General features: G+C 60.4%; 24 protein-coding genes. 11 read left to right on the forward strand and 13 right to left on the reverse strand.

All coding sequences use genetic code 11. The features are described 5' to 3' along the window. Positions 1–31 precede the first annotated feature (31 nt). Together AC5RWU_RS11590 and AC5RWU_RS11595 are read right to left on the reverse strand one after the other, a co-directional pair. Positions 32–766 (reverse strand): hypothetical protein, encoded by a 735-nt coding sequence (locus AC5RWU_RS11590; RefSeq protein ID WP_494031841.1) that lies wholly within the window; start codon positions 764–766, stop codon positions 32–34. Between the two features lie 182 nt (positions 767–948). Next, positions 949–1,350 carry a hypothetical protein gene (locus AC5RWU_RS11595; protein WP_494031840.1) on the reverse strand — a complete coding sequence of 134 codons (402 nt, stop codon included), beginning with the start codon at positions 1,348–1,350 and terminating at the stop codon, positions 949–951. A 284-nt stretch (positions 1,351–1,634) separates the two neighbouring features. Here AC5RWU_RS11595 and AC5RWU_RS11600 point away from each other — a divergent pair, with 284 nt between their 5' ends. Both AC5RWU_RS11600 and AC5RWU_RS11605 read left to right on the forward strand, forming a co-directional pair. Beyond that, the gene (locus tag AC5RWU_RS11600; RefSeq protein WP_494031839.1) at positions 1,635–2,036 is read left to right on the forward strand and encodes a DUF6228 family protein; all 402 of its coding nucleotides are present in this window, start codon (positions 1,635–1,637) and stop codon (positions 2,034–2,036) included. 416 nt (positions 2,037–2,452) lie between these two features. Further along, positions 2,453–2,875 carry a hypothetical protein gene (locus tag AC5RWU_RS11605; RefSeq protein ID WP_494031838.1) on the forward strand — a complete coding sequence of 141 codons (423 nt, stop codon included), beginning with the start codon at positions 2,453–2,455 and terminating at the stop codon, positions 2,873–2,875. A gap of 88 nt (positions 2,876–2,963) precedes the next feature. On the opposite strand, the gene AC5RWU_RS11610 is transcribed toward AC5RWU_RS11605, so the two are convergent. Next, complete coding sequence (locus AC5RWU_RS11610; protein WP_494031837.1) at positions 2,964–3,551, reverse strand: hypothetical protein; 588 nt, start codon at positions 3,549–3,551, stop codon at positions 2,964–2,966. Between the two features lie 284 nt (positions 3,552–3,835). Between AC5RWU_RS11610 and AC5RWU_RS11615 the strand changes: the two genes are divergently transcribed. Then, entirely contained in the window at positions 3,836–4,441 is a 606-nt protein-coding gene (locus AC5RWU_RS11615) for an RNA polymerase sigma factor (RefSeq protein WP_494031836.1), read from the forward strand. Further along, a complete protein-coding gene (locus AC5RWU_RS11620; protein ID WP_494031835.1) occupies positions 4,438–4,962 on the forward strand; it encodes a hypothetical protein in 525 nt (174 codons plus the stop codon). Before AC5RWU_RS11615 ends, AC5RWU_RS11620 begins: the two co-directional genes overlap by 4 nt. A 207-nt stretch (positions 4,963–5,169) precedes the next feature. Here AC5RWU_RS11620 and AC5RWU_RS11625 read toward each other — a convergent pair whose 3' ends face one another. Next, a complete protein-coding gene (locus tag AC5RWU_RS11625; RefSeq protein ID WP_494031834.1) occupies positions 5,170–5,658 on the reverse strand; it encodes a hypothetical protein in 489 nt (162 codons plus the stop codon). A 317-nt stretch (positions 5,659–5,975) separates the two neighbouring features. On the opposite strand from AC5RWU_RS11625, the gene AC5RWU_RS11630 reads away from it, so the two are divergent. The 4 genes from AC5RWU_RS11630 to AC5RWU_RS11645 all read left to right on the forward strand — a co-directional run bounded on the left by AC5RWU_RS11630 (position 5,976) and on the right by AC5RWU_RS11645 (position 7,818). Next, positions 5,976–6,437, forward strand: coding sequence for a hypothetical protein (locus AC5RWU_RS11630; protein ID WP_494031833.1), 462 nt, complete (start codon positions 5,976–5,978; stop codon positions 6,435–6,437). Between the two features lie 27 nt (positions 6,438–6,464). Next, complete coding sequence (locus AC5RWU_RS11635) at positions 6,465–6,653, forward strand: hypothetical protein (protein ID WP_494031832.1); 189 nt, start codon at positions 6,465–6,467, stop codon at positions 6,651–6,653. Positions 6,654–6,759: 106 nt separating this feature from the next. Continuing rightward, the gene (locus AC5RWU_RS11640; RefSeq protein ID WP_494037000.1) at positions 6,760–7,362 is read left to right on the forward strand and encodes a hypothetical protein; all 603 of its coding nucleotides are present in this window, start codon (positions 6,760–6,762) and stop codon (positions 7,360–7,362) included. Between the two features lie 264 nt (positions 7,363–7,626). Next, entirely contained in the window at positions 7,627–7,818 is a 192-nt protein-coding gene (locus AC5RWU_RS11645) for a hypothetical protein (RefSeq protein ID WP_494031830.1), read from the forward strand. Between the two features lie 997 nt (positions 7,819–8,815). Here the strand turns inward: AC5RWU_RS11645 and AC5RWU_RS11650 are convergent. Further along, the gene (locus AC5RWU_RS11650; RefSeq protein ID WP_494031829.1) at positions 8,816–9,343 is read right to left on the reverse strand and encodes a hypothetical protein; all 528 of its coding nucleotides are present in this window, start codon (positions 9,341–9,343) and stop codon (positions 8,816–8,818) included. Between the two features lie 279 nt (positions 9,344–9,622). Here AC5RWU_RS11650 and AC5RWU_RS11655 point away from each other — a divergent pair, with 279 nt between their 5' ends. Both AC5RWU_RS11655 and AC5RWU_RS11660 read left to right on the forward strand, forming a co-directional pair. Then, positions 9,623–10,366: a hypothetical protein gene (locus tag AC5RWU_RS11655; RefSeq protein WP_494031828.1), complete on the forward strand. Its 744-nt coding sequence runs from the start codon at positions 9,623–9,625 to the stop codon at positions 10,364–10,366. Between the two features lie 114 nt (positions 10,367–10,480). Further along, positions 10,481–10,879, forward strand: coding sequence for a hypothetical protein (locus AC5RWU_RS11660; RefSeq protein ID WP_494037001.1), 399 nt, complete (start codon positions 10,481–10,483; stop codon positions 10,877–10,879). A 92-nt stretch (positions 10,880–10,971) separates the two neighbouring features. On the opposite strand, the gene AC5RWU_RS11665 is transcribed toward AC5RWU_RS11660, so the two are convergent. The 3 genes from AC5RWU_RS11665 to AC5RWU_RS11675 form a co-directional block, all read right to left on the reverse strand. After that, positions 10,972–11,502, reverse strand: coding sequence for a DUF4265 domain-containing protein (locus tag AC5RWU_RS11665; protein WP_494031826.1), 531 nt, complete (start codon positions 11,500–11,502; stop codon positions 10,972–10,974). Positions 11,503–11,606: 104 nt separating this feature from the next. Continuing rightward, positions 11,607–11,843: a hypothetical protein gene (locus tag AC5RWU_RS11670; protein ID WP_494037002.1), complete on the reverse strand. Its 237-nt coding sequence runs from the start codon at positions 11,841–11,843 to the stop codon at positions 11,607–11,609. Between the two features lie 383 nt (positions 11,844–12,226). Beyond that, entirely contained in the window at positions 12,227–12,427 is a 201-nt protein-coding gene (locus tag AC5RWU_RS11675; protein ID WP_494031825.1) for a hypothetical protein, read from the reverse strand. A gap of 459 nt (positions 12,428–12,886) precedes the next feature. Here AC5RWU_RS11675 and AC5RWU_RS11680 point away from each other — a divergent pair, with 459 nt between their 5' ends. Then, complete coding sequence (locus AC5RWU_RS11680; protein WP_494031824.1) at positions 12,887–14,074, forward strand: integrase catalytic domain-containing protein; 1,188 nt, start codon at positions 12,887–12,889, stop codon at positions 14,072–14,074. Between the two features lie 316 nt (positions 14,075–14,390). Here the strand turns inward: AC5RWU_RS11680 and AC5RWU_RS11685 are convergent, their stop codons facing one another. The 5 genes from AC5RWU_RS11685 to AC5RWU_RS11705 all read right to left on the reverse strand — a co-directional run bounded on the left by AC5RWU_RS11685 (position 14,391) and on the right by AC5RWU_RS11705 (position 18,983). After that, positions 14,391–14,846 carry a hypothetical protein gene (locus tag AC5RWU_RS11685; RefSeq protein ID WP_494031823.1) on the reverse strand — a complete coding sequence of 152 codons (456 nt, stop codon included), beginning with the start codon at positions 14,844–14,846 and terminating at the stop codon, positions 14,391–14,393. Between the two features lie 147 nt (positions 14,847–14,993). Continuing rightward, positions 14,994–15,326 (reverse strand): hypothetical protein, encoded by a 333-nt coding sequence (locus AC5RWU_RS11690; protein WP_494031822.1) that lies wholly within the window; start codon positions 15,324–15,326, stop codon positions 14,994–14,996. 252 nt (positions 15,327–15,578) lie between these two features. Beyond that, entirely contained in the window at positions 15,579–17,252 is a 1,674-nt protein-coding gene (locus AC5RWU_RS11695; protein WP_494031821.1) for an S-layer homology domain-containing protein, read from the reverse strand. 116 nt (positions 17,253–17,368) lie between these two features. After that, positions 17,369–17,890 carry a hypothetical protein gene (locus AC5RWU_RS11700; RefSeq protein ID WP_494031820.1) on the reverse strand — a complete coding sequence of 174 codons (522 nt, stop codon included), beginning with the start codon at positions 17,888–17,890 and terminating at the stop codon, positions 17,369–17,371. Positions 17,891–18,020: 130 nt separating this feature from the next. Next, positions 18,021–18,983: a hypothetical protein gene (locus tag AC5RWU_RS11705; protein WP_494037003.1), complete on the reverse strand. Its 963-nt coding sequence runs from the start codon at positions 18,981–18,983 to the stop codon at positions 18,021–18,023. Positions 18,984–19,082 lie beyond the last annotated feature (99 nt).

A 19,082-nucleotide genomic window follows, 5' to 3' on the forward strand; every position in this document is an offset into this window, starting at 1 on the left:
GAGACAGGTTCTCCAATAGGCGGCCGTTAGGTTAATCGGGGCGTCGCAGCGCCGGATTCTTTTTCTGGGCAGTGTGGAAGTAGGCATTTGTCTTCGGCAGCCACATGAGGATTGTTGCTGCCGCCGGCAGCAGGAACGCCAGCAGGAATGGCCATTTCCAGGCCATCAGCAGAGGCAGCGCGGCAGCTACACCGGCCTCGGTCAGGTAGTACCTGGACAGCCAGTCCCCGTCTTTCATGGAGTAGATGAACCCGACGCCGACCATCAGAAGAATGAGGACCACCACTGCCAGGAAGATGAGCAACCCCAGCGGGGTTGCAGCGTCAGTGATGGGCAGGATGCCAAGGCCGGCAAGCACGACAACAGTGACGACCGCACCGCCAATCAATACGGCGGTACCGATCCAGAGCCAGAAAGCCAGGGTCAGCTCAAGGGGCCGCGACTGCGGCTTTTCTTCTTCCGTTGCGGAGGAGAAGTCGTGTGGTGCGGCCGGAGAAGGCGGCTCGCCGCTGGCAGGGCCGTCGGGCGGCGCCGGCTGGTTGCCGGAGCTTGCGGCCTGGATGCGTTGACGTTCCCTGACAGCGGCAACACCAAGAGGCCCAAGGATCAGAGTCGCGACCGCGGCAATGATGAGCATCTCGGTCCAGAGGGCAAGATCAAACAAGGTCCCCAGGACCAGGACTGCGATGATCACCGGTGTGCCGACCACACCCGAAACGGTGATGAGGCGGTTCAGGTACGGCCTTTCCATGGATTCGTCCCACACTTCGAGTCCTTCCCTGCAACAGGTCCCGATGCCACTTGATTCTAGGCCCGTAGCACCTGACAGTCCCCCTGCCGTTCGGCATCAAACGTTCCACACTCCCAAACAACCCAGACAAAGACAGAGATGCATGCCGTGCAAGGTCCCAGCTCAGTACAGGCGGCTTGTGCACAGTTCCTCAGGTTCTAAAGCGGTGCAATGCGGAAGGCATCGCGCCGATGTCTGACACTCCAGAGCGAGATGGAGCCGTCCTGGTTGCGGGCCGGAATGGTTTCCTTGATCTTCAGGATCTGAAGGTGCTGGGGGTATTCCTGTCCGGTGCGCAGCATGAATTCAACTGCGAACCGTTCATTGACGAGCGGAGCCAACCTCTTCGTAGTCCTGGAGCAGTAGATTCGGAGCCCGGTGGACAGAACAAACACGGCAAGCAGGAGCACCGTGTAAAAGCCTTTTGAATCCGCGTTCACGGAGAACAAAACCAGCAGAACCACAACACCGACCAGCGGGCCGGAAAGCCGAAACAGGAAATCGGCAACCCAGTACCGGTGCAGCTCGGGAAACGTAATGGTAAACCCGTCTTTGCCCATCAGGACCCCCCATCCATGCTGCGGCCGGTCCACAGCAGTGGATCGTGATGCTCAATGTACCAAGCAGGGACGCCGGTGATGAGGGTTCCATGAAAGCGGTGGCGCTTCTTTTCCAGATGAAACGATCACTAAACGCTTATGCCTAAGAAGTGCCTTGCACCCGATGGTCCACAAGCTGCCTGTACTAAGCCGGGCGGCAGGTAAGACAGACCGGTGTAGGTAAGGGCGCTACTCGTGCCGGTCATGTTCTCCGACCGATCTTCCAGATAATGCAGAATGGGCCAATGAACAGAGTAGTGGTTGGCCATTTCAACAGGATCGTGTTCGACGAAGTAAAACGCGGTGACGATTCGGAAATGCTGAGCCTTCGTGTTTCGGTTGAGCTGGAAGGTCTGACGGCAAGCCGGAGAATTACGCCCCACTACGCCAACGCCTTTGACGACCTCCGAGACTTCTTCGAGGACTTGGCCGCTCACTGGACTGGGTGGGCCGGCACCAAGCACTATGAGTCTTTGGAAGGCGACCTGAACCTCCGCGCCGAACATAATGGCCACATCCAGCTGATGTTCGCCCTGCAGGATCCGTCCTTTCCTGACGAATGGACCGTCTGTGGGAAAGTGACCCTCGAACCAGGTGAGGAACTCACCCGCGTTGCCGATGGCATCCAACTGCTGCTAAGCCTCTAATCGAAGAAAGCTCACCTGACCGTTGGCCTAGGTACTCGAAAAGGGCTTTCAGCCTGCCCGCTAACGGAATGGAAGCCGCTGGCGTTCATCGAGCACATGCAGCGTGAGTTAATAGATTCGTCCTCGCTCAAGGTGCGCTGGCTCCGGATGACCGCACCCATGACGGAGAGGGTGACAGCCCGTTCGAGCCGGGCCGAGTCCGGGTCCCCTGCACTGCGCAGGGGACCAAGCCTCCTGCCTCCTGTCTCCCTGACAGGCCGAGCCCCCGCAGCGGTTCAGACGACCGGGGTGAGGCCGGCAGGCGGCCGGCAACCGGGACGCTCAAAGTTGGCGGGGCGATTCAGCTTCCGGCACGATGAAGGTCCTTGGCGCTCAGACGCCGTTCAGATCACGAGGTAAGGGGAACCGCGACAACCATGAGCAATGAACCGGTGGACAAGTACGTCATCAGCCCCGCAGCGCATCGAGCCCTCTATGAAGGCCAGAGCGATTGGGTTGGCGCAGGAGACCTAGCCTCTTTTGCCTGGTTTGCGGGGGCCAAGGATCCCCTGGATCAGCAGGTTATGGCTATCGGAGTACTTGCCGAATTGCTTTTCCAAGGTCTGATGATTCCTGGGAACGTCCGGGAAAAGTTCGAACCGTGGGATTGCACTCCAAACGAAGCCTTTGAGGAGATTACAAGGTGGTGGCTGAGCCGACAGTGGAAATTGGAAGAATGGCCGTTCGATTCACCCAGCAACGGCGAAAGATTCATGCTTGCCTTCACGCCCAAGGGCAAGAAGCTAATTGAAGAGCTCGGTCCCTTCGAATACCCCGGCGAGGACGAGGACGACATCTGAAGCCTCCATCCAGGGCCTAGGCAGCACTCCCAACCGGCCGACTGCAAGCCGGACGGGGAAGACATCAGTTGAGTGCCGCTGGCCCTCACTAGGCTGGCCGGTTTGTGCCGGGACGGTCCGGGTTCCCGTGGCCTGAGTAGTGGGCTGCGAGCAGCTTCAGGCCGGTCTCGGATGCTGCCAAATCGATGGGGCCCTTGTCGGTATCGAGCGTTACGATTTTTCCCCTTATGGGCCATGGACCTTTTGCGGACGGGTCTGGTCTATCAAGGGGTACGAGGTTTGAGAAGGTTTTCAGGGGCCCGGCCAGAGGACCTGATACGCCATTTTTGGCCTGGAAGGTGAGAGTGCCGCCCTTTACCTGTGCATAGCCTATGGACCAAGGGCGTCTGGAGGAGCCCGGGACAGGTTTGCCGTACCGAAGGTGGCATTCAAAAAGACCCTGTTCAGCGTCCTTGGCTGCGCGCGCTTGTTTCAACGATGCGATGAAGCGGCCTGAAATGCTTGTCAGAACGACAGCACTCAGGAGCACGATGACGATGGCAGGCCACAATCCCACCGCCTCGCGCAGCAGGGTGAACGCGCTGAAAATAATGAAGAATGTGGCGAACGTTCCGCCCACGTCCAAGACCTGCTCCCACCGGCTGCGGGGCGTGGGATGCAACATCTGTTCCGCCATGATGCCCGTCCTGGTCTCATCGCTATAGGGAATTCCTGACACGCGATCACGGAGAGCTCCCGCATAAGCAACAACTTCCGTATCACTTATGCAGTCAGGCTACGCCCTGTATGACTGAAGCGGCGGCGCATCCCTGTCCGGCAGGAGGCCCATACAGAGCCGGTCCTTCGTCAAGACGGCTGACACCTTGTTGCTTGTTACCGGTGTGAGCGAGTTTCTTCTATCACACACCTTGACGGTCAGATCTTCGTGAACCTTTTTCGCAGTGGTGGACACTACTAGGTATGGGGGAACCTTCTTCTTTAGACGGTGAGAGCGACGAGGCGCTGCTGAAGCGGTGCGCGCGCGGGGATCCGGACGCGTTCGGCATTATCTTTGACCGGCACGCCGATGCGGTCTACCGGTATGCCTTCCGCCGTACCGGCTCCTGGCACGAGGCCGAGGAAATCGTCAGCATGACCTTCATGGAGGCCTGGCGCCACCGGGACCAGCTGCACATCGAACGCAAACCGATGATTCCCTGGCTCTTCGGCGTAGCCACCAATGTCGACCGGAATCGGAACCGCTCGAAGCGCCGGTACGAGGCGCTGCTGCAGCGGCTGCCGGTCCCGAGGCAGCAGCCCGATCCCGCCGACGCGACCGCCGCCAAGGTCGACGCCGAACGCGAAATGCAGGAGGTCCTGAAAGCCTTCGACCGCCTGCCGGCCAAAGACCGGGACGTGGCCATCCTGTGTCTGGTCCAGGAACAGACCTACGAGCAGGCCGCGGCCACCCTGCGGATCCCGGTCGGCACCGTCCGGTCCCGGCTCAACCGGGTCCGGTCCAGGTTCAAATCCGAGGGACCGGAATTGGCCACGGACAGCAGCGAACTTGTGGAAGGGAGAGAATGATGGGCATCCCGGACATCGACACCGAAGACTTCCCGCGGGCGCGCCGCGAACAGACCAGAACGGTCCTGCTGGCGGCCATGAACGCGGAAATCCGCAAACCGGAGAAGAAAAGGAACAGGCACACCGGCCTGATCGTCCTGGCCGGCATTGTCGCAGCCGGCACCACGGCTGGCGCCTTCTACGTGGCCAGCCAGTCCGTACCCGACCAGACCTTCATCCGCTGCTTCTACAGCCAGGACCTCAACGAACCTGACGGACTCGGTTTGGCTCAGCTGCCAGGTGAAGACACCGGAAGTGCGGTCGAGCGGTGCGCGGAAGCCTGGCGGGAAGGTGTTCTGACCCGGAACGGCATGAACCCTGCTCTCCGGGATCCGAACAGCGGATTCAACCCCGACGATCCCAACGGCCCCAAGTACCCGGTACCGGAACTGACGGCATGCGTCTACCAAGACATGGCCGCGGTAATACCCGGCGGCCCCGACATCTGCCAGCGCCTCGGCATACCCGCACTGGAACCGTAAGCCCAATCACTCCGTGCGCATTTGCATGACAGAGACTGTCTCAGCGAAGGCGCCTGTAGCCCGCAGCTTGTGCGCTGCGCAAGACAAAAGACACTTTCGCCAAACATACTCTGCAGGGGTTCGTGGCGAACTTTGCGCTTGGCCCTTGCAGCGATCAGATTCCAAGGCACCATATTGAAGACCGGTTCACGGGTGCTGGAGAGGCGATTAGTGGTCTGTCCGGACCAGGAAGTTCGGTGCCTGCTGGCTCCATCCTGACTGGTCTTTGACCCTCTCCAGACTCTTGGCGGCCGAGGACGGAGCCACGAGCCAGGCTGCTTCGGTTCGCTCCGGATTCTCCATCTTCAGGCCGCTGCCTTCGAAGCTCACCAGCAGCGTGCAGCCAATGGATCCGAGTCCGTTGGCGTCAGTGGGGTCCGCGGCAATCATGCAGAGCTTGTCGTCACCGCTGGGCACCCCGTAGTAGGTGACAGGCTCCACTGTTCCCAGCAGCCGGGTCTTCGAGGGATCAAGATCCATGGGCAGGCGGGACTCCCACGCCGCAGGAACTCTGTCCTCCGCCTGCTGGGGCCTGGCCAGTGAATCTATGATCCGGGACGCGTCCCTGGGCTCGGGTGTCGGTACCGCGGCGATAGCCACTGCTGCAGCTCCTGCAACCGCAGCTGCGGCAATAGCGATTTTGATTCCTCTGCGCATTTCTGCACCCCTTTGTTAACCCCACATCCGGTGGGCTGTTGGAGGGCCGGGCTTTCAGGCTGTCGGGGCTCAGCCTAGGACTGTCGAGGATTCCGAACCAGAGAGGCAAGACAATTTCGGGGAGATGATGCGAAATCGTGCCTCTGGTTTACCTGCAGGGTGCCCCACCAGGTGCGGGACCCGTGACAGTTTCGCTCGAGATAAATCGGCTTGCCACGTGTGATTCCCCTGCCCACGGATCTGTATGAGGCGTGCCGGCATGAGGGTAAGGACGGCTGTTCCTGGGCCCCTCGCCAGCGGTTTCAAGGCTTGGTACATTGAGCACCACGATCCATGAGCAGGGACTGATAAGGCAGGGCCCGGGGGTGCTGATGAGCAAGGACGGTTTCACCGTCACGTTTCCCGATGTCCGTAAATACTGGCTTATGGAAGTCGCGGAGCGCGTGACCACCCCGATATTTGTAGGCATCGTCCTGGTTGCCGTACAGCTCAGAATGCGAGAGATCATCGAGGGCTGGCTCCTTGCCACCGTCCTGGTCGCCGCTTTCGTCCTTCTGATCGCACTTGCCGTCTACATGGGCATGACCAAAAAGGACCTCGCCCGGCTCGTCAATGAGCAGTTCGCTGTCGAGTTCGCACGGCGAACCGGCTGCGAGTACCCCCAGCACCTTCAGGTTCTGCAAACAAAGAAGCCCGTCCGGGTCCGCAGCAAGGAAGGGTCCATCTCAAGTTGGAGCGTCAAACGACGGCGTGACACCTTCCACGTCAGGTCCGCTTAGGATTCAACGAACTACAGGAGGAATCCCGTGCAGATGGACCCGTTCGTGTTGATGATGATAGCCATCCTGCTTGGATTTCCTGCGGCTATTTATGCGATGAAGAATCCACGCGCCAAAGGGGAAGCCTTAGGATCCACCCGGATTGCCCTCATGACGCTTAGCTTCATTGGTCTCTTGTTCCTTATCGCGGCACTCACTCTCAAAGTCAGCGCCTGAGGCGGCGTAATGCATTTCTGTAAGTCGCTTGCGGCACGCCACCTTGGCCGAGACGGTAGGGCCGGAGATGATTGACACCGGCAGGGCAACCGGATCGAATTAGGGCATGATGTCCGCGAAGGCTGAAACCGGCCTCCGGATTGCTGACGGGCTTGTGGTCATCGTCCTGGGGGTCCTGTCCGGTGTCCTTTTCTGGGGCCTGCCCTTTGATTCCTGGCTACGCATCCTGGTATCCGTTGCGGCCGGTCTCGTTGTCCTTGCCGGGGTTGTCGTGCTGTCCGGACGCAGCCACGGTGGCAGGCTCAGACTGACCCGCCGCCGATGGAAGTACATGTCCGTCATCGGGTTCGGGGTTGTCACGGTCGTTGTTGCGGTCATCAGCGCTCCGAACTTTTTTGCCAATCAAGCACTGGCACTCTTTCCGTGCCTCACAGGTATGTCTCTTGCCCAACTGTTTGAGCCAGAGGTCACTCAGAAATTCACCGCCTCCCAGCTCAGCAGCCGTGATGCCGACATCTGGAAGAGGATCATGACGGGCTCGGCTTTGACAGGATTAGTTCTCGGCGCCGGTGCAATTGCCGCCGCACTGTCCGGCGGGCTCACCTTGGCAACCATTCTGCCCCCGCTTGCTGTTTTCTTTCTTGCCATCGCGGCCGCCATCTGGACGATGCTGAGGGCCAGGAAGAAGCAACTCGACGGCAGCGCATAACAACGGATGGGGACCGGTCGGCAGGACCGCTAAGTCGCTCTCCCGATGCTCGGCGGCAGCCCAGCCGGCTCGGCCTGTGCATACTGTTTCGTGCAAGGGGCTCGATAAAAGGCATTCCCGATCGAGTCGGTATGTGGGGTCACATAGCCCTAGCTAATTCTGTGCCGAGGAAGGCATTCCCGTGCCGTGGGGCTGGCCGGTTACGTGGCTTCGTGCTGTGATGACAAGACAGATTCCGAACCTTCTGCAGGCAGGAGAAGTGGCATGTCCCATCAATCTTTTCAGCGGAACCAGGTCCCCACAGTGGTGGTGCTGGCCGCTTTCGTCACCGTGCTGTGTTGGTTGCTCATGCTCGGGATATGGACCCTTGGAGCCGGCTCGGCGAACATCTTCATTGTGCTTCCCGTGCTGGCTACGGTCGGTCTAATTGTCGCCGTCCGACGCTGGCGCCGTTGACTTAACAGGCTGCAAAAAGCGCTGCGGCCAGAGGCATGGAGCTGACGATTCTTCTGGCCAGCCGGATAACAGAGGTTCCTTGTCGAGGCAGTGCTTCTGCGGATCACGTAAGTTTCGAGCCCTTGTTTAGGGGATCGTCCTGTGAGTCCTCGCTTGATAGATTGACATTCACGATTCACTGATAAGGACACTCAACCCCGCTCCCTCTCCCGGCAAGGAAAAGCTTAGGGCTCACTTCCAGGACCGCTGCATAACTACAGAAACCGCCTCTTGAAGGGCCCCATCCATGAAAAGGCGCTGGATCGCTCGCTCCGCTGCTCTGATAGTTCTTACTGGAGTTATAGTTTGGGCCATCCGTACGGACAGACTCGACATGCTGCTTTTCATGGGCCTGCCGATGTTTTTCGTCACCTTTTTCATCTTTTCGGCTGTAGGAAAGGGCAGGCGAGGCATGTCGGAGCCTGACAAGGAGGGGCATCCTCGAGTCGATGGATGAGGGAGTCCTGCCGCCCATTCAAACGGACCTTAAGTCTCAAGTGTGGGGGCGAAGGTTTCTGCCCCTGAGAGTGCCTGCATCCCGCGGTTAAGAAGGCTCCCTCGGCGAGACGGCTGGCTTCTCAGTGGAGATGTATTGCCCTCACAGCAGTTTCACGCAAGGATGAGCGGACATTGGTCCGGTGTGAGGCGGGGAACAGATGCGCAAGAACTTCAGCTTGTCGTGGCTGCAGATAGTGGCTCTTCTCGCAATCGCGGGAACAATAATCGCAGTCCCAGACCCGAATCTGCCTCGTTTCATGCTCGCAGGATTGCTCGTTCTGGTAGTCGTTGCGGGAATTTTCGTAAGGTTGACGGGGAACGGGGGCCGGGAGGGAAAGCGGGACGAGACCATCTCCCGCTAACAACCAACTCATTCGGTTCACTACAGGCGGGAGGAAAGACCGCTTTTGCCGAAGCAGTCTGAAGGCCACACCGCAGGCTTAGAGTTTCTGTGCGGGCCTCAGCGAGGCTGCGGTTGGGTGATGGTAACTCGTGCCCGTTGGATGTCAGGCCGGGCAGCGGCAAGCTCTATCCGGCCCCCGTTGGTTTCGAGGGTGATGAAGCGCGGTGGGAAGGAGAATCCGAACAGGGCTTCCTTCCAAGTCGGTTCCCTCTCACTGCCGACCCCTTCGACCGGCAGCGCAACAACATCGCCGCTCTCAATTCCTCCACGGAAGGGCTGGAATTCAAGCTGGCCCTCACCGGGGGCTGCGAAGCCGTACTGCCACTTGCCGGTGAGCGTCGGCGCGGATCCGGAGGTAACCCGCAGGTAGCACTTGAACACGCCCCGGGCCGCCCTTCGGCGGTCCCGCCAGTACCCCAGAAGCATGACGATCCAGAGAATGACCAAAAGAAAAGCCATCGACGACAGGGCGTCCGCCCAGTCCTCCCCACCTATCAGCGTTCTCAACCAAGTGAGGATCAGGAACACCAGGATCTGCGTGAAGACCTGTACCGCGAGTCGCGCGAGCCGTTTCGCCGTGTCCATAACCCCATCAAACACCCCAGTGGAATGGGCGTGAAGGCTCTGCCTCTATGGCATGGGTGGTTAAACGAGCAGACCTTAACTATTGTTTTCCTGCTTCGCATCTCGCAGTCCGCAAGGCACCTTGATCCCTTCCGGGTCCGGGGATGATTCCCTTGCTGCCTTTGCAACCTTTAACCCGTCCGGTGCTCTGGCGGGCCCCATGGACCGAATGTAGCGTGACCTGTATCACGACAAACCACGCTGTGCCTGATACAGCGGCTGATCGACAGGACGGAACCAATGAAACGGAACACTGGGATCTGCGGTTTGATTCTTACAGGGGCGCTGGTGCTGACCGGCTGCGGAGGAGAGGCGGAATCGGAATCGTCCGAACCGGCCTCGGCGGCCCCGGCGTCCTCCGAGGCGCCGTCGCCGACGCCCACCGCGGCCAAGACCTATACCAATGAGGACCTGACCGCTCTGGTTTCCTCCCTGACCGATGCGCAGGGCCAGCCTTTGACCGTGGTGCCGGCGGCCCAGCTGGACCAGCTTCTGGCCCAGGCCAAGGAAATGCAGTCCACTGCCACCGTCACCCCGGAGGCCTGCGCCGCGTTCGCCACCGAGAACGCCCAGGTACCCGAAGGCAGCACCTACGCCGCGGGTACCAGCCAGGCGGCTGCGGAAAACACGGTGACCACCGTGACTGTCATTGCGGTTCCTGATCCGCAGGCCATGGCCGAGGAGATCGCCCAGGCCAGGCAGGCCGCCACCGAGTGCGCCAACTTCCAGATCCAGGTCCAGGGCCGGACAATCACCGGCCAGGTGCAGCCGCTGGAGGTGACCACCATCGGCGAGGAATCCGTCGGCACCCTCGTCACCCAGACCCTGGACACCGGGGAGACCCAGTCGATCATGACCATTGCCGGCGTCCAGGGACCGCTGGCGGCCAACGCGGTCAAGATCGGTGCCAGTGTCCCGTCCCAGGCGCAGGCCGAACTCGTCAAACTCGCCAACGACGCACTGGCACAAGGCCAAAAGGACTGAACACCGGCAGCAAACGGGCCGGGCGAAAACCTGCCCGGCCCACCCGCGACGGGACCAACTCGCCTTAATAACCGCGCCGTTCATGAGACTGTCGGCTCATCTAGGAGGCTCTGAATGTTATTCATGCCCAAGAGAGGTGAGGTCTGGATGCCTCTCGATCGCGGAAGATTTATGGCCATATCGTGGGGACTGACTGCCTTGGGTGCGCTAGGAGCCGGAATTATTTTCGGTAGCTGGCTCCTAGTAGTCATCGGCGCAATGGTGCTAATTGCGGATATTGGTGTGCTGATTACTGTTGAGCGCACTTTTCACTACGATCCGCAGCGCCGTGCACGATTGCAAGCGAAATGGCCGCTAATAACCTGCTCGGTCATACTGATTATGGGTGCCGCTATATTATTCATGACCTCCGAGGAAATGCTCTTCCCTGCTATCTTCATGGGCCTTTGCGGGCTGGGTGGCATCGTGGCGGAGCTATTGCGCAAGAAAGAGTATGAACGTCCAAGCGAATGAAGTAGCCGCGTGTTATGGGATGGGGTACGTCACCCCCTCAGTACAGACGGCCTGCAAAGCATGCAGGATACAAGCCAGGATGGGCGGGAGGTTCAGGAATTGTCCGGGTGCCGGGTGCGTCCGGTTTCGTACATCAGGTCCCCGGCGTCCTGAAGGTTCCGGAGGCTGTCAGCTATCTCCTGGGCTTGGGCTGCCTCGCAGGAGAGGGAGATGAACCGGGTGGTCATGACCTCGACCAGACAGCCCATTCGGGCGAATTTCTCCGCGAGGGTATGCCACTCGGCGCCGGGCTCAGGGGTAGCGGGCACGATGATCCGGAAAGTGTAGTTGCCGCTGTCGCGAAGGATACCGGTGGCCACCAGGGGGCCTTCAGCCGAGGCGATCACGCTCACCGTGTCGCCGAAGTTCAGATCGTATGCATAGGCCGGGATGGCCAGCAGAGTCACCTCCCCGCCCGGTTCAAGCCGGCCCTTGAGGCCCTCCCAGATCCGTTCGCCGTCTTCATCCTCTTCGGGCATGGGGAACCAGACGGTGGTGTCGGCCGCGCGGGCCTCATCCAGGGGAACAAGCTCGTTGTTGTTCCAGCGGCCAACGACGCTGGGATGCTCCTTGTAGACATTCACCTCAGAAGACTATGGCCAACCAACGGAGAACCACGATTGTGCGGCATCGGGCCGGAACAGGCCGCGGGGCAAGACGCCTGGGGCCAGTGGTTGGGCCGTGAGGCCTAAAGCGGCTTGTTCGATGTCTCCTGAGCGCGCTTATATTCCAGACGCATTTGGAAGAAAATAGCGACGAATATCAGGGCGAACGCAAAGCCGCGAAGTACGCTCCAGATGGAGTCACCGGCGGCAATCGCCCAGATAGCCGAGACCAGGAAAAGTAGGAATAGAACAGGAGAGGCAATTAGACAGAACTTTGCCAGCGCCCTTGGAACGGGTTTTCTTGAAGCTTGGCGTCTCATGCGGTTCCGCTCCTGTTAGACGATGAATATACGCTTCGGGTGGTTGATAGCGGTGACGCCGGCAGCCGGCCGATTAGAAGAGTGCGAATCGTTGGCGGACGGTTGGCCCCTTTCACCGGCGGCATCTGTGCGCTCAGCCTACGGCTGCGGACAGTTCCTGGCCAGAGATTTTCCAGCAGCGCACAGCTCATGTGTGCACCCGCACGGCTCAGTACAGGCAAGATAGGAGGCTGCTTGAGGAGACGGAGTCGGCTAGTCCCCCAGTGGACGGGATGTTACGCCCAGTATTTTTCTCCGCTGCTTTGAAGAGGGATGAGAGGCACAAGAGTCACCAGGCGACGTCAGGTAGCCACTTCTTTTGAGGCCGCACCAGTCGTCCGAATTTACGGTGTAATTGTTCGGCTCTGGGAGCCTTCCTCGGAATGCGTCCGGCGATCGAGAACAAGTGCGGTTACGACCACGATGATGGATACCACCGCGGTGATGGCGATAGTCAGGGCCGCAACATTCGGCGGCTGGGTGAATGCCAGAACCGCCATGCCCACGATGAAGACCGCATTGGCCACGAGAATCGCGATCAGCACTTTCCTCAGCCGGACGGCCCTCCTGTGGAGGTGCGCCTCTGACTGAGCACTCCGGTGTCCCATTAACCGTGCTATGACCATTGCCGGTCCTAGGGCTACCATGCCGACGAACGGCATAGCTCTCGTGAGAGGCCCGATCAGGTCTGGTTGGGCGACTGCGAGAGCAGTCATCGCGACCATGATGGCGATTGCGGGCAGAAGAATGGCAGCTCGCACTTTCAGGCTCGGATTCATGTCTACGCCCCTTATTCCTGTGTAACGGGGACGATACCGGCAAATCGCACGCTTGCACAGGGTGCGCGTTGACTCATAGAAAACCTCCGCGCAGCTGCAGTCGTTGCCTCAGAGCAATACCTCCGCGAACGCCGGTTCGTTGCCTCGGATGAAAACCTCCGGCAACGGCGTGGTGTCCGGGTCCGGGGACCGGGTGCGGTTATGCCCGTTCTCATGGAGCTGACGATGAGCCAACGCAAGGCCGTGACGAAGAAGAAGGCCCTGGCCTACCGGTCCGCCGACCGGGCCGGGAAGGGCCGGATTCTGGACGAGCTGGTGGAGCTGACCGGCTGGCACCGCGACCACGCCCGCGCCGCGCTGCGCGGGGCGCTGGTCCTGAAGGCGGTGCGGCCGCGGCCGGGCAGGGCACCGGTGTACGGGCCGGAGCTGCTGCCGGCTCTGGTCACCTGCTGGGCGGTGCTGCGGGCCCCGGCCGGCAGGCTGCTGGCCCCGATGCTGCCCACCCTGGTGCCGCTGCTGCGCCGCGACGGGGAGCTGGATGTCACCGACGCGCAGGCGGAACTGCTGGTACGCATGAGCGCGGCCACGATCGACCGCAGGCTCGCGCCCGAGCGGGCGAAGATGCTGCCGCGGGGCCGCTCCCATACCAAACCGGGCTCGCTGCTCAAATCCCAGATCCCCATCCGCACCTGGGCCGAATGGGACGACGCGGTCCCGGGGTTCGTGGAGATCGATCTGGTCGGCCACGAGGACGGAAACGCCTCCGGGGAATTCTGCTTCACCCTGACGGTGACAGATATTGCCACCGGGTGGACGGTGAACCGGTCCGTGCGCAACAAGGCCGCCAAGTGGGTCTTCGAGGCCCTCGAGCACGTCATCGCCGTCTTCCCGTTCCCTGTTATCGGGATCGATTCGGACAACGGCTCCGAGTTCATCAATGAGCACCTGCTCAGGTACTGCACGGAGCACCGGATCACCTTCACTCGCTCCCGGCCCTACAACAAGAACGACGGTGCCCACGTGGAGCAGAAGAACTGGGCCCGGGTCCGCGAGCTGGTCGGATACCTGCGCTACGACACCGCTGCGGAGCTGGAGAAGCTCAACGAGATCTGGGAGCTGGACCGGATCTTCACCAACTACCTGCTCCCTCAGCAGAAACTCATCGAGAAGCACCGCCGCGGGGCGAAGGTGATCAAGAAGCACGACGCCCCGGCCACCCCGCACCAGCGCGCCGTGCGGCACTCGAAGATGCGCAAACGCCCGATCATCCGGATGAACGCCGCGTTCAAGCGCATCAAGCCCGCCGCCCTGTCCCGGCAGATCCTGGCCCTGACCGCGGAACTGGAAACACTCGCCCGCGCGAAGAAACCGGCACCGATCAAACCCGCCGTCAACCGGGCCTGGAACACCTGACCCACCCGGAGCCTTTTCAATGAGGCAACGAAGACGCTAATCCGGAGGTTTTCAGATGAGGCAACGAATATTCTTTCCCGGAGGTATTGCAATGAGGCAACAGGGGGTGTCAGCGCTGGGAAGTGCGCCAAGACCGCCGATCATGGCTCTCAGGAAGCGCGGGACGTCGTTAGCGTGGTTCAAGCACCTCTGCACGGTGTTCAAAACCCGCCCGCACAAAGCCGGCTCTCCGTCGAGACGGCTGATGCCTTGATGTCCTAGTGCCGATGTGAGCGGATTTCTTCTGTCGCGTCCGTTGCTAGGCATGGCGTCCGAGCTATGGGGCAGATGATTTGTCGCTGTTCCTGCCCATGGCCGCTTCCTGGGCCTTGGTCTTCCGCAACCTGATGAATCCCATCACCACAATCACAGTGAGGACTACTGCACCGACTGGGAGGAATATCTGCTCTCGGGGACCGTCCAGATACGCGGTGATTGCAACGGCCCAAAGGCCAGCGGTCAGCACAGTGACAAAGATGAGAGGGCCTTTCATCTGAGTTGAGTTGTACTGGAAGGTTCGTGGCCGCTCTTTCGCTTGTTCCCCGCTCTTCTCCACACCGGACCTACGGTTCCTGGTCGCATGTTGGTAGCCAAGCCAGCTCATGTAGAAAACGAAGATCCCGGACGGGATAGAGGTGAGGGAACTGTACTCATCCGGTAGAAGAAAGATGATGACAACCAGGGAAACAACGAACAGAGTGAAGGCCAACAAGACTTTGTACCCGGTTTTCATCTCCCCATCCTTATCCTTCTGACAAACCGACCAGCCCAGCATGTGGCCTCAGCCTATGATGGTCAGGCATTGAAGACTAGAGACTTTCCTGAACCATAAGCGATAGTTGCCGGCCGATACGGGCTGGCCGCGGGAAGAACCGTGGGATCAGGTATTTCCTCCGTCCCCGGACGCAGGTGCTTCCTGGTCCCCTTCCTCAGCCCTGGCCCGGGTCTTCCTCCGGTGGCTGCGGGCCAGCAGGATGATGGCTGTGACAACCAGGGCTGCGGCGATGGCTGCCGCCCAGCCGGCTCCCACCATTCTTTCCAAGACGAGGAACAGGGCGATGGGTACCATCGGACCCAGGAACCCAAACAGGTACTTTCTCCAGAACCTTCCGGCACCAGCGGTATTTCCTTCTGACCGCAGTCCCTGGCTGTGGTCCACATTCGGGTTGATCCCCGGCGGCACAGGATCCATTCCGAAGGGGTTTCCAAACATGGCGCCTCCTGAGTCAGTACGGCAACGGCCCGGCTTTCTTCTGAGTGTGGCGGCGGTAGGCCAGGTACACAACGTCGCCGATTACATCAGGGCCGTCTCTCCTACTCACCCCGAGCCGTTGTGCGGGCAGGCCAGAGTCATGGAATCCGCGGGATGTATGGCCCCTTGGCTGAGGCGATTTACTTCTAAAAGCTAAAGCCTTGGCCGGTACGGCCTTACGCGACCCCAGGCCCGATGCTTGCAGTCAGCCGGTTATAGCGGACCCTGCAGGTGCAGGTTGTTGAGCCTGAAAAGGAAAGCGGCCATGGCATCCCGGTTGACCGGCTGGCCGGGACGGAAGGTGCCGTCATCCCAGCCGGTGATGATGCCGTTGTCCGCCAGCCAGGTGATTTCCCCATGGAACTGAGTACCCGGAGGCACGTCCCTGAAGCGTGAAACCTGGGGAGCCGTGTCGTTGGCGCTGTAGAGGGTGCGGAACATGAAGGCGGCCATGGCGTCCCGGTTGACCGGCTGACCGGGGCGGAAGGTGCCGTCATCCCAGCCTCTGGTGATCTTGCTGTGCGCCAGCCAGGTGATTTCCCGATAAAACTTATCGGTGGGCGCGACGTCGGTGAAGGGTGAGGTTGCGGGCGGATCGAACTGCGGTGATCCGTAGAACCGATAGAGAAAGGCCGCCATGGCATCCCTGCGCACCGGCTCGAGCGGGCGGAAGGTGCCTTCGTCGTACCCGGTGGTGATGCCTGCGGCGGCCAGCCAGCTGATTTCCCGGTGGAACAGGGCGGTGGAGGGAGCGTCGGGGAAGGCGGGGTTCCGTTCCTCGGGCACCTCCATGATGGATACGGTGCCGTGGGTCCAGTTGGCCACGTACATGGTTTCACGGTCCGGGCTGAGCACAATGTCGAAAGGTGAGTGGAAGTAGTAGGGTTCCAGCTGCCGCGAGCAGACGACCGCGTTGGTGATCAGGTCGACCACCGCCACACGCCCGTGGTAGGACTCGGCTACGTAGGCGCGCTGTCCCGATTTGCTGAGCACCACCTCTTGCGGGCTCATGCCCACCGGGATCCGGGCTGTCACGGTGCGGGAGGGAAGGTCGATGACGGCCATTGACCGGTCCCCGCGGGTGTTGACGTACAGTGTTTGTCCGTCTTCGCTCAGGGCCGTGCCATCGCCGATGGAAACTTTGAGCTCGATGGTGTCGATGATCGCCCGGGCGGCCAGATCGACAATGTAGACGCTGCCGTTACGCGAACTGGTGAGGTAGGCGTAAGTATCGGTGGGGTCCAGGATCAGGGAGCTTAGCTCGGATAGGGGAGAGACTTCTCCGGACTGGTAGAACTCCATGGTGTCGAGGACGGTATCGGTGGCGGTATCAACCACGGACACTTTGCCGCGAAAGTCCAGCACGTAGGCTCTGGATCCGTCACGGTTGAATTCCAGATGGCCGGGAGAACCTTCAACCGGGATGGTGGCGGTGACTTCGTGGGTTGCGGTATCGAAGACCTGCACCTCTCCGCCGTCAAGGGGGATGTAACCTTTGGTACCGGCGGGGTGAAGTGCTACCTGCCCGGTGTAGCCGACATACCGGTAGGGCCTGGGGATGGTTGCCAGCTTCTGAAGGGACCGGGTGTCAAAGACCGAGACGGATAGACCGTGTTCGAGTGTTGGTGCGGTACTGGACACGTACAGCCGGGTTCCGTCGGCGTTCAGCGTGACCATGCTGGCGTAGCCCTCATCAACGCGCAGTTCCCGGATTGGGGTGGGGTCGTCCTCCGACCGGTCGCACCCCCAGAAGCCCGGGGCCTGCGGCCCCGTGGTTGCCGCAGGGGAAGGAGCCGGAGCGGCTCCGGCCGGAGCGGCGAAAACCAGGGACAGCAGTATCGCGCAGGCTGCGGCAGCGGTAGTGCGTGCGGTACTGCGACGATTCATTCCAAGTCCCCCAACTCAAACTCCGGACGCGACACCGCGTTCATTGAGCAGACTATAACCCGCAGGCCTACCGCAAAAACATGCTCCTGCAAATATTTTCAGAGGCGAGTTGAAGGTCAACGATTTACGAGCGGCCTGTGCGATCCCTCAGCACGCCTTGACACCGCCCGTAGCTTCCAGAGGCTGAGCGCTCCTGCAAGGACGGTGAAGTCGTAAATGGCAGGAAGAGTTACCGTTTCGATCCCGTACACTTCCAGGTCCTTGACCGTTTGAACGCTCCATAGGAGCGCGATCACGGCCGCTATGGCCGTAGTAACGACTAGGGCGTTGTAGGCCGACTTCTTTCCCCGGAAAGCCAGCAGCAGCAGCCAGAACAGACCCCCTGCTAGCAGCAGCATCAGAACTGCCGACATGGCAAAGAGCGGGCCGAGACCCATGATCTCGATCTGATACATGTCTGCGCCTTCAGGTGGAAACAGCGTGCGTACCGCTGCGATCAGGAGAATCATTCCGGCGATAGCCGCAATCCCGACAGCGATCAGGCCAAGGGCAAATCCAGCCTTGGGTTTCCTGCCCGCCTTGCCCCTCTCTGAAGGCTCCCCGGCCGGGAGCGAACCAGGGCCACTGTCTGAAGGCATGCACTGATCGTAACTGCCGCAGCACTTGTCCCAGGCCGCGACCCATCGCCTGATCTAACTATCCGATAACAGGCCTTGAAATCCGCCGGAGGCAGGACTAATTCAGAAGAGCCATCGGGCAGCGGAGCGCTTAGCGCTCTGGGGGCGTTGGTCGCCGTAGCTTTTCCAGTGCTTCATCGGCCCATTGGACAGACTTTATTGCGCTGCCCGCAGCGGTAATTAAAGCCGCAGCGAGGACAGGATTCACCAAGAGCATGCCGAAGAGTGTGAGGAAGACCGTATATCCACATATGACTTTAAGAGCCAAACGATCTCCGGGATGGTCCAACGACACGGAGAGACGTAAGTAACCTGCAACTCGGTGGAGATGGCCCTCTTCATCGGCAGTTGTTGCCTCAAGTACAGCATCTAAGTCAGCCTCAAGATCATCCGTCGGACCATACTCGCGAAGCGAGCGACTAAGGGCTACAAAATCCTCATCATGGGAAACCCGGTTGACTCCGAAAGCATCGGGTTTGCAGGTTTCGGCGCTGATTAGATCCTGAAGGAGACGGGAGACGTTGGGGGCGCCTATAAGCCGTTGATACATATTGCCTAGCGACGGAATCGCTACTGCACGCGAATAGGACAGCGCGGCCAGAGAAACGGTCGAAGTGCTTTGTGGACTCAGGTCTAGGTTCTTGACGAGGTTTCCGACCACGCCGGCTACCACGGAAGTGTGCGGAAACAGGTTCTGGTCTTTGACGAGGTTCCCCACCACACCGGCCACCGGGGAAGTGTAGGGGGTCAGGCCCAGGTCTTTGACGAGGTTTCCCACCACGCTGGCCACCACGGAAGTGTGCGGAAACAGGTTCTGGTCTTTGACGAGGTTCCCCACCACACCGGCCACCGGGGAAGTGTAGGGGGTCAGGCCCAGGTCTTTGACGAGGTTTCCCACCACGCTGGCCACCACGGAAGTGTGCGGAAACAGGTTCTGGTCTTTGACGAGGTTCCCCACCACACCGGCCACCGGGGAAGTGTAGGGGGTCAGACCCAGGTCTTTGACGAGGTCCTGCACTGTGAATACTGGCGCCGCAGGGGCTGGTTCAGTCATGGCTTGCTCTATCGTTCCTGTTGCTCGCGCCAGCAATAACGCGAGCAGCATACTCTTGAACTCCGAGGAACACTGCTGGCCTCCAGTAAAGCAGTGGAA

This window comes from Arthrobacter sp. B0427-1-12 (assembly GCF_059092905.1).

Excerpts from the sequence above, each read along its gene's own strand:
- AC5RWU_RS11595 (WP_494031840.1), bottom strand. The coding sequence starts at position 1,350 with ATGGGCAAAGACGGGTTTACCATTACGTTTCCCGAGCTGCACCGGTAC.
- AC5RWU_RS11600 (WP_494031839.1), top strand. The coding sequence starts at position 1,635 with ATGAACAGAGTAGTGGTTGGCCATTTCAACAGGATCGTGTTCGACGAA.
- AC5RWU_RS11605 (WP_494031838.1), top strand. The coding sequence starts at position 2,453 with ATGAGCAATGAACCGGTGGACAAGTACGTCATCAGCCCCGCAGCGCAT.
- AC5RWU_RS11610 (WP_494031837.1), bottom strand. The coding sequence starts at position 3,551 with ATGGCGGAACAGATGTTGCATCCCACGCCCCGCAGCCGGTGGGAGCAG.
- AC5RWU_RS11615 (WP_494031836.1), top strand. The coding sequence starts at position 3,836 with ATGGGGGAACCTTCTTCTTTAGACGGTGAGAGCGACGAGGCGCTGCTG.
- AC5RWU_RS11620 (WP_494031835.1), top strand. The coding sequence starts at position 4,438 with ATGATGGGCATCCCGGACATCGACACCGAAGACTTCCCGCGGGCGCGC.
- AC5RWU_RS11625 (WP_494031834.1), bottom strand. The coding sequence starts at position 5,658 with ATGCGCAGAGGAATCAAAATCGCTATTGCCGCAGCTGCGGTTGCAGGA.
- AC5RWU_RS11640 (WP_494037000.1), top strand. The coding sequence starts at position 6,760 with ATGATGTCCGCGAAGGCTGAAACCGGCCTCCGGATTGCTGACGGGCTT.
- AC5RWU_RS11645 (WP_494031830.1), top strand. The coding sequence starts at position 7,627 with ATGTCCCATCAATCTTTTCAGCGGAACCAGGTCCCCACAGTGGTGGTG.
- AC5RWU_RS11650 (WP_494031829.1), bottom strand. The coding sequence starts at position 9,343 with ATGGACACGGCGAAACGGCTCGCGCGACTCGCGGTACAGGTCTTCACG.
- AC5RWU_RS11655 (WP_494031828.1), top strand. The coding sequence starts at position 9,623 with ATGAAACGGAACACTGGGATCTGCGGTTTGATTCTTACAGGGGCGCTG.
- AC5RWU_RS11660 (WP_494037001.1), top strand. The coding sequence starts at position 10,481 with ATGTTATTCATGCCCAAGAGAGGTGAGGTCTGGATGCCTCTCGATCGC.
- AC5RWU_RS11670 (WP_494037002.1), bottom strand. The coding sequence starts at position 11,843 with ATGAGACGCCAAGCTTCAAGAAAACCCGTTCCAAGGGCGCTGGCAAAG.
- AC5RWU_RS11680 (WP_494031824.1), top strand. The coding sequence starts at position 12,887 with ATGAGCCAACGCAAGGCCGTGACGAAGAAGAAGGCCCTGGCCTACCGG.
- AC5RWU_RS11685 (WP_494031823.1), bottom strand. The coding sequence starts at position 14,846 with ATGAAAACCGGGTACAAAGTCTTGTTGGCCTTCACTCTGTTCGTTGTT.
- AC5RWU_RS11690 (WP_494031822.1), bottom strand. The coding sequence starts at position 15,326 with ATGTTTGGAAACCCCTTCGGAATGGATCCTGTGCCGCCGGGGATCAAC.
- AC5RWU_RS11695 (WP_494031821.1), bottom strand. The coding sequence starts at position 17,252 with ATGAATCGTCGCAGTACCGCACGCACTACCGCTGCCGCAGCCTGCGCG.
- AC5RWU_RS11700 (WP_494031820.1), bottom strand. The coding sequence starts at position 17,890 with ATGCCTTCAGACAGTGGCCCTGGTTCGCTCCCGGCCGGGGAGCCTTCA.
- AC5RWU_RS11705 (WP_494037003.1), bottom strand. The coding sequence starts at position 18,983 with ATGACTGAACCAGCCCCTGCGGCGCCAGTATTCACAGTGCAGGACCTC.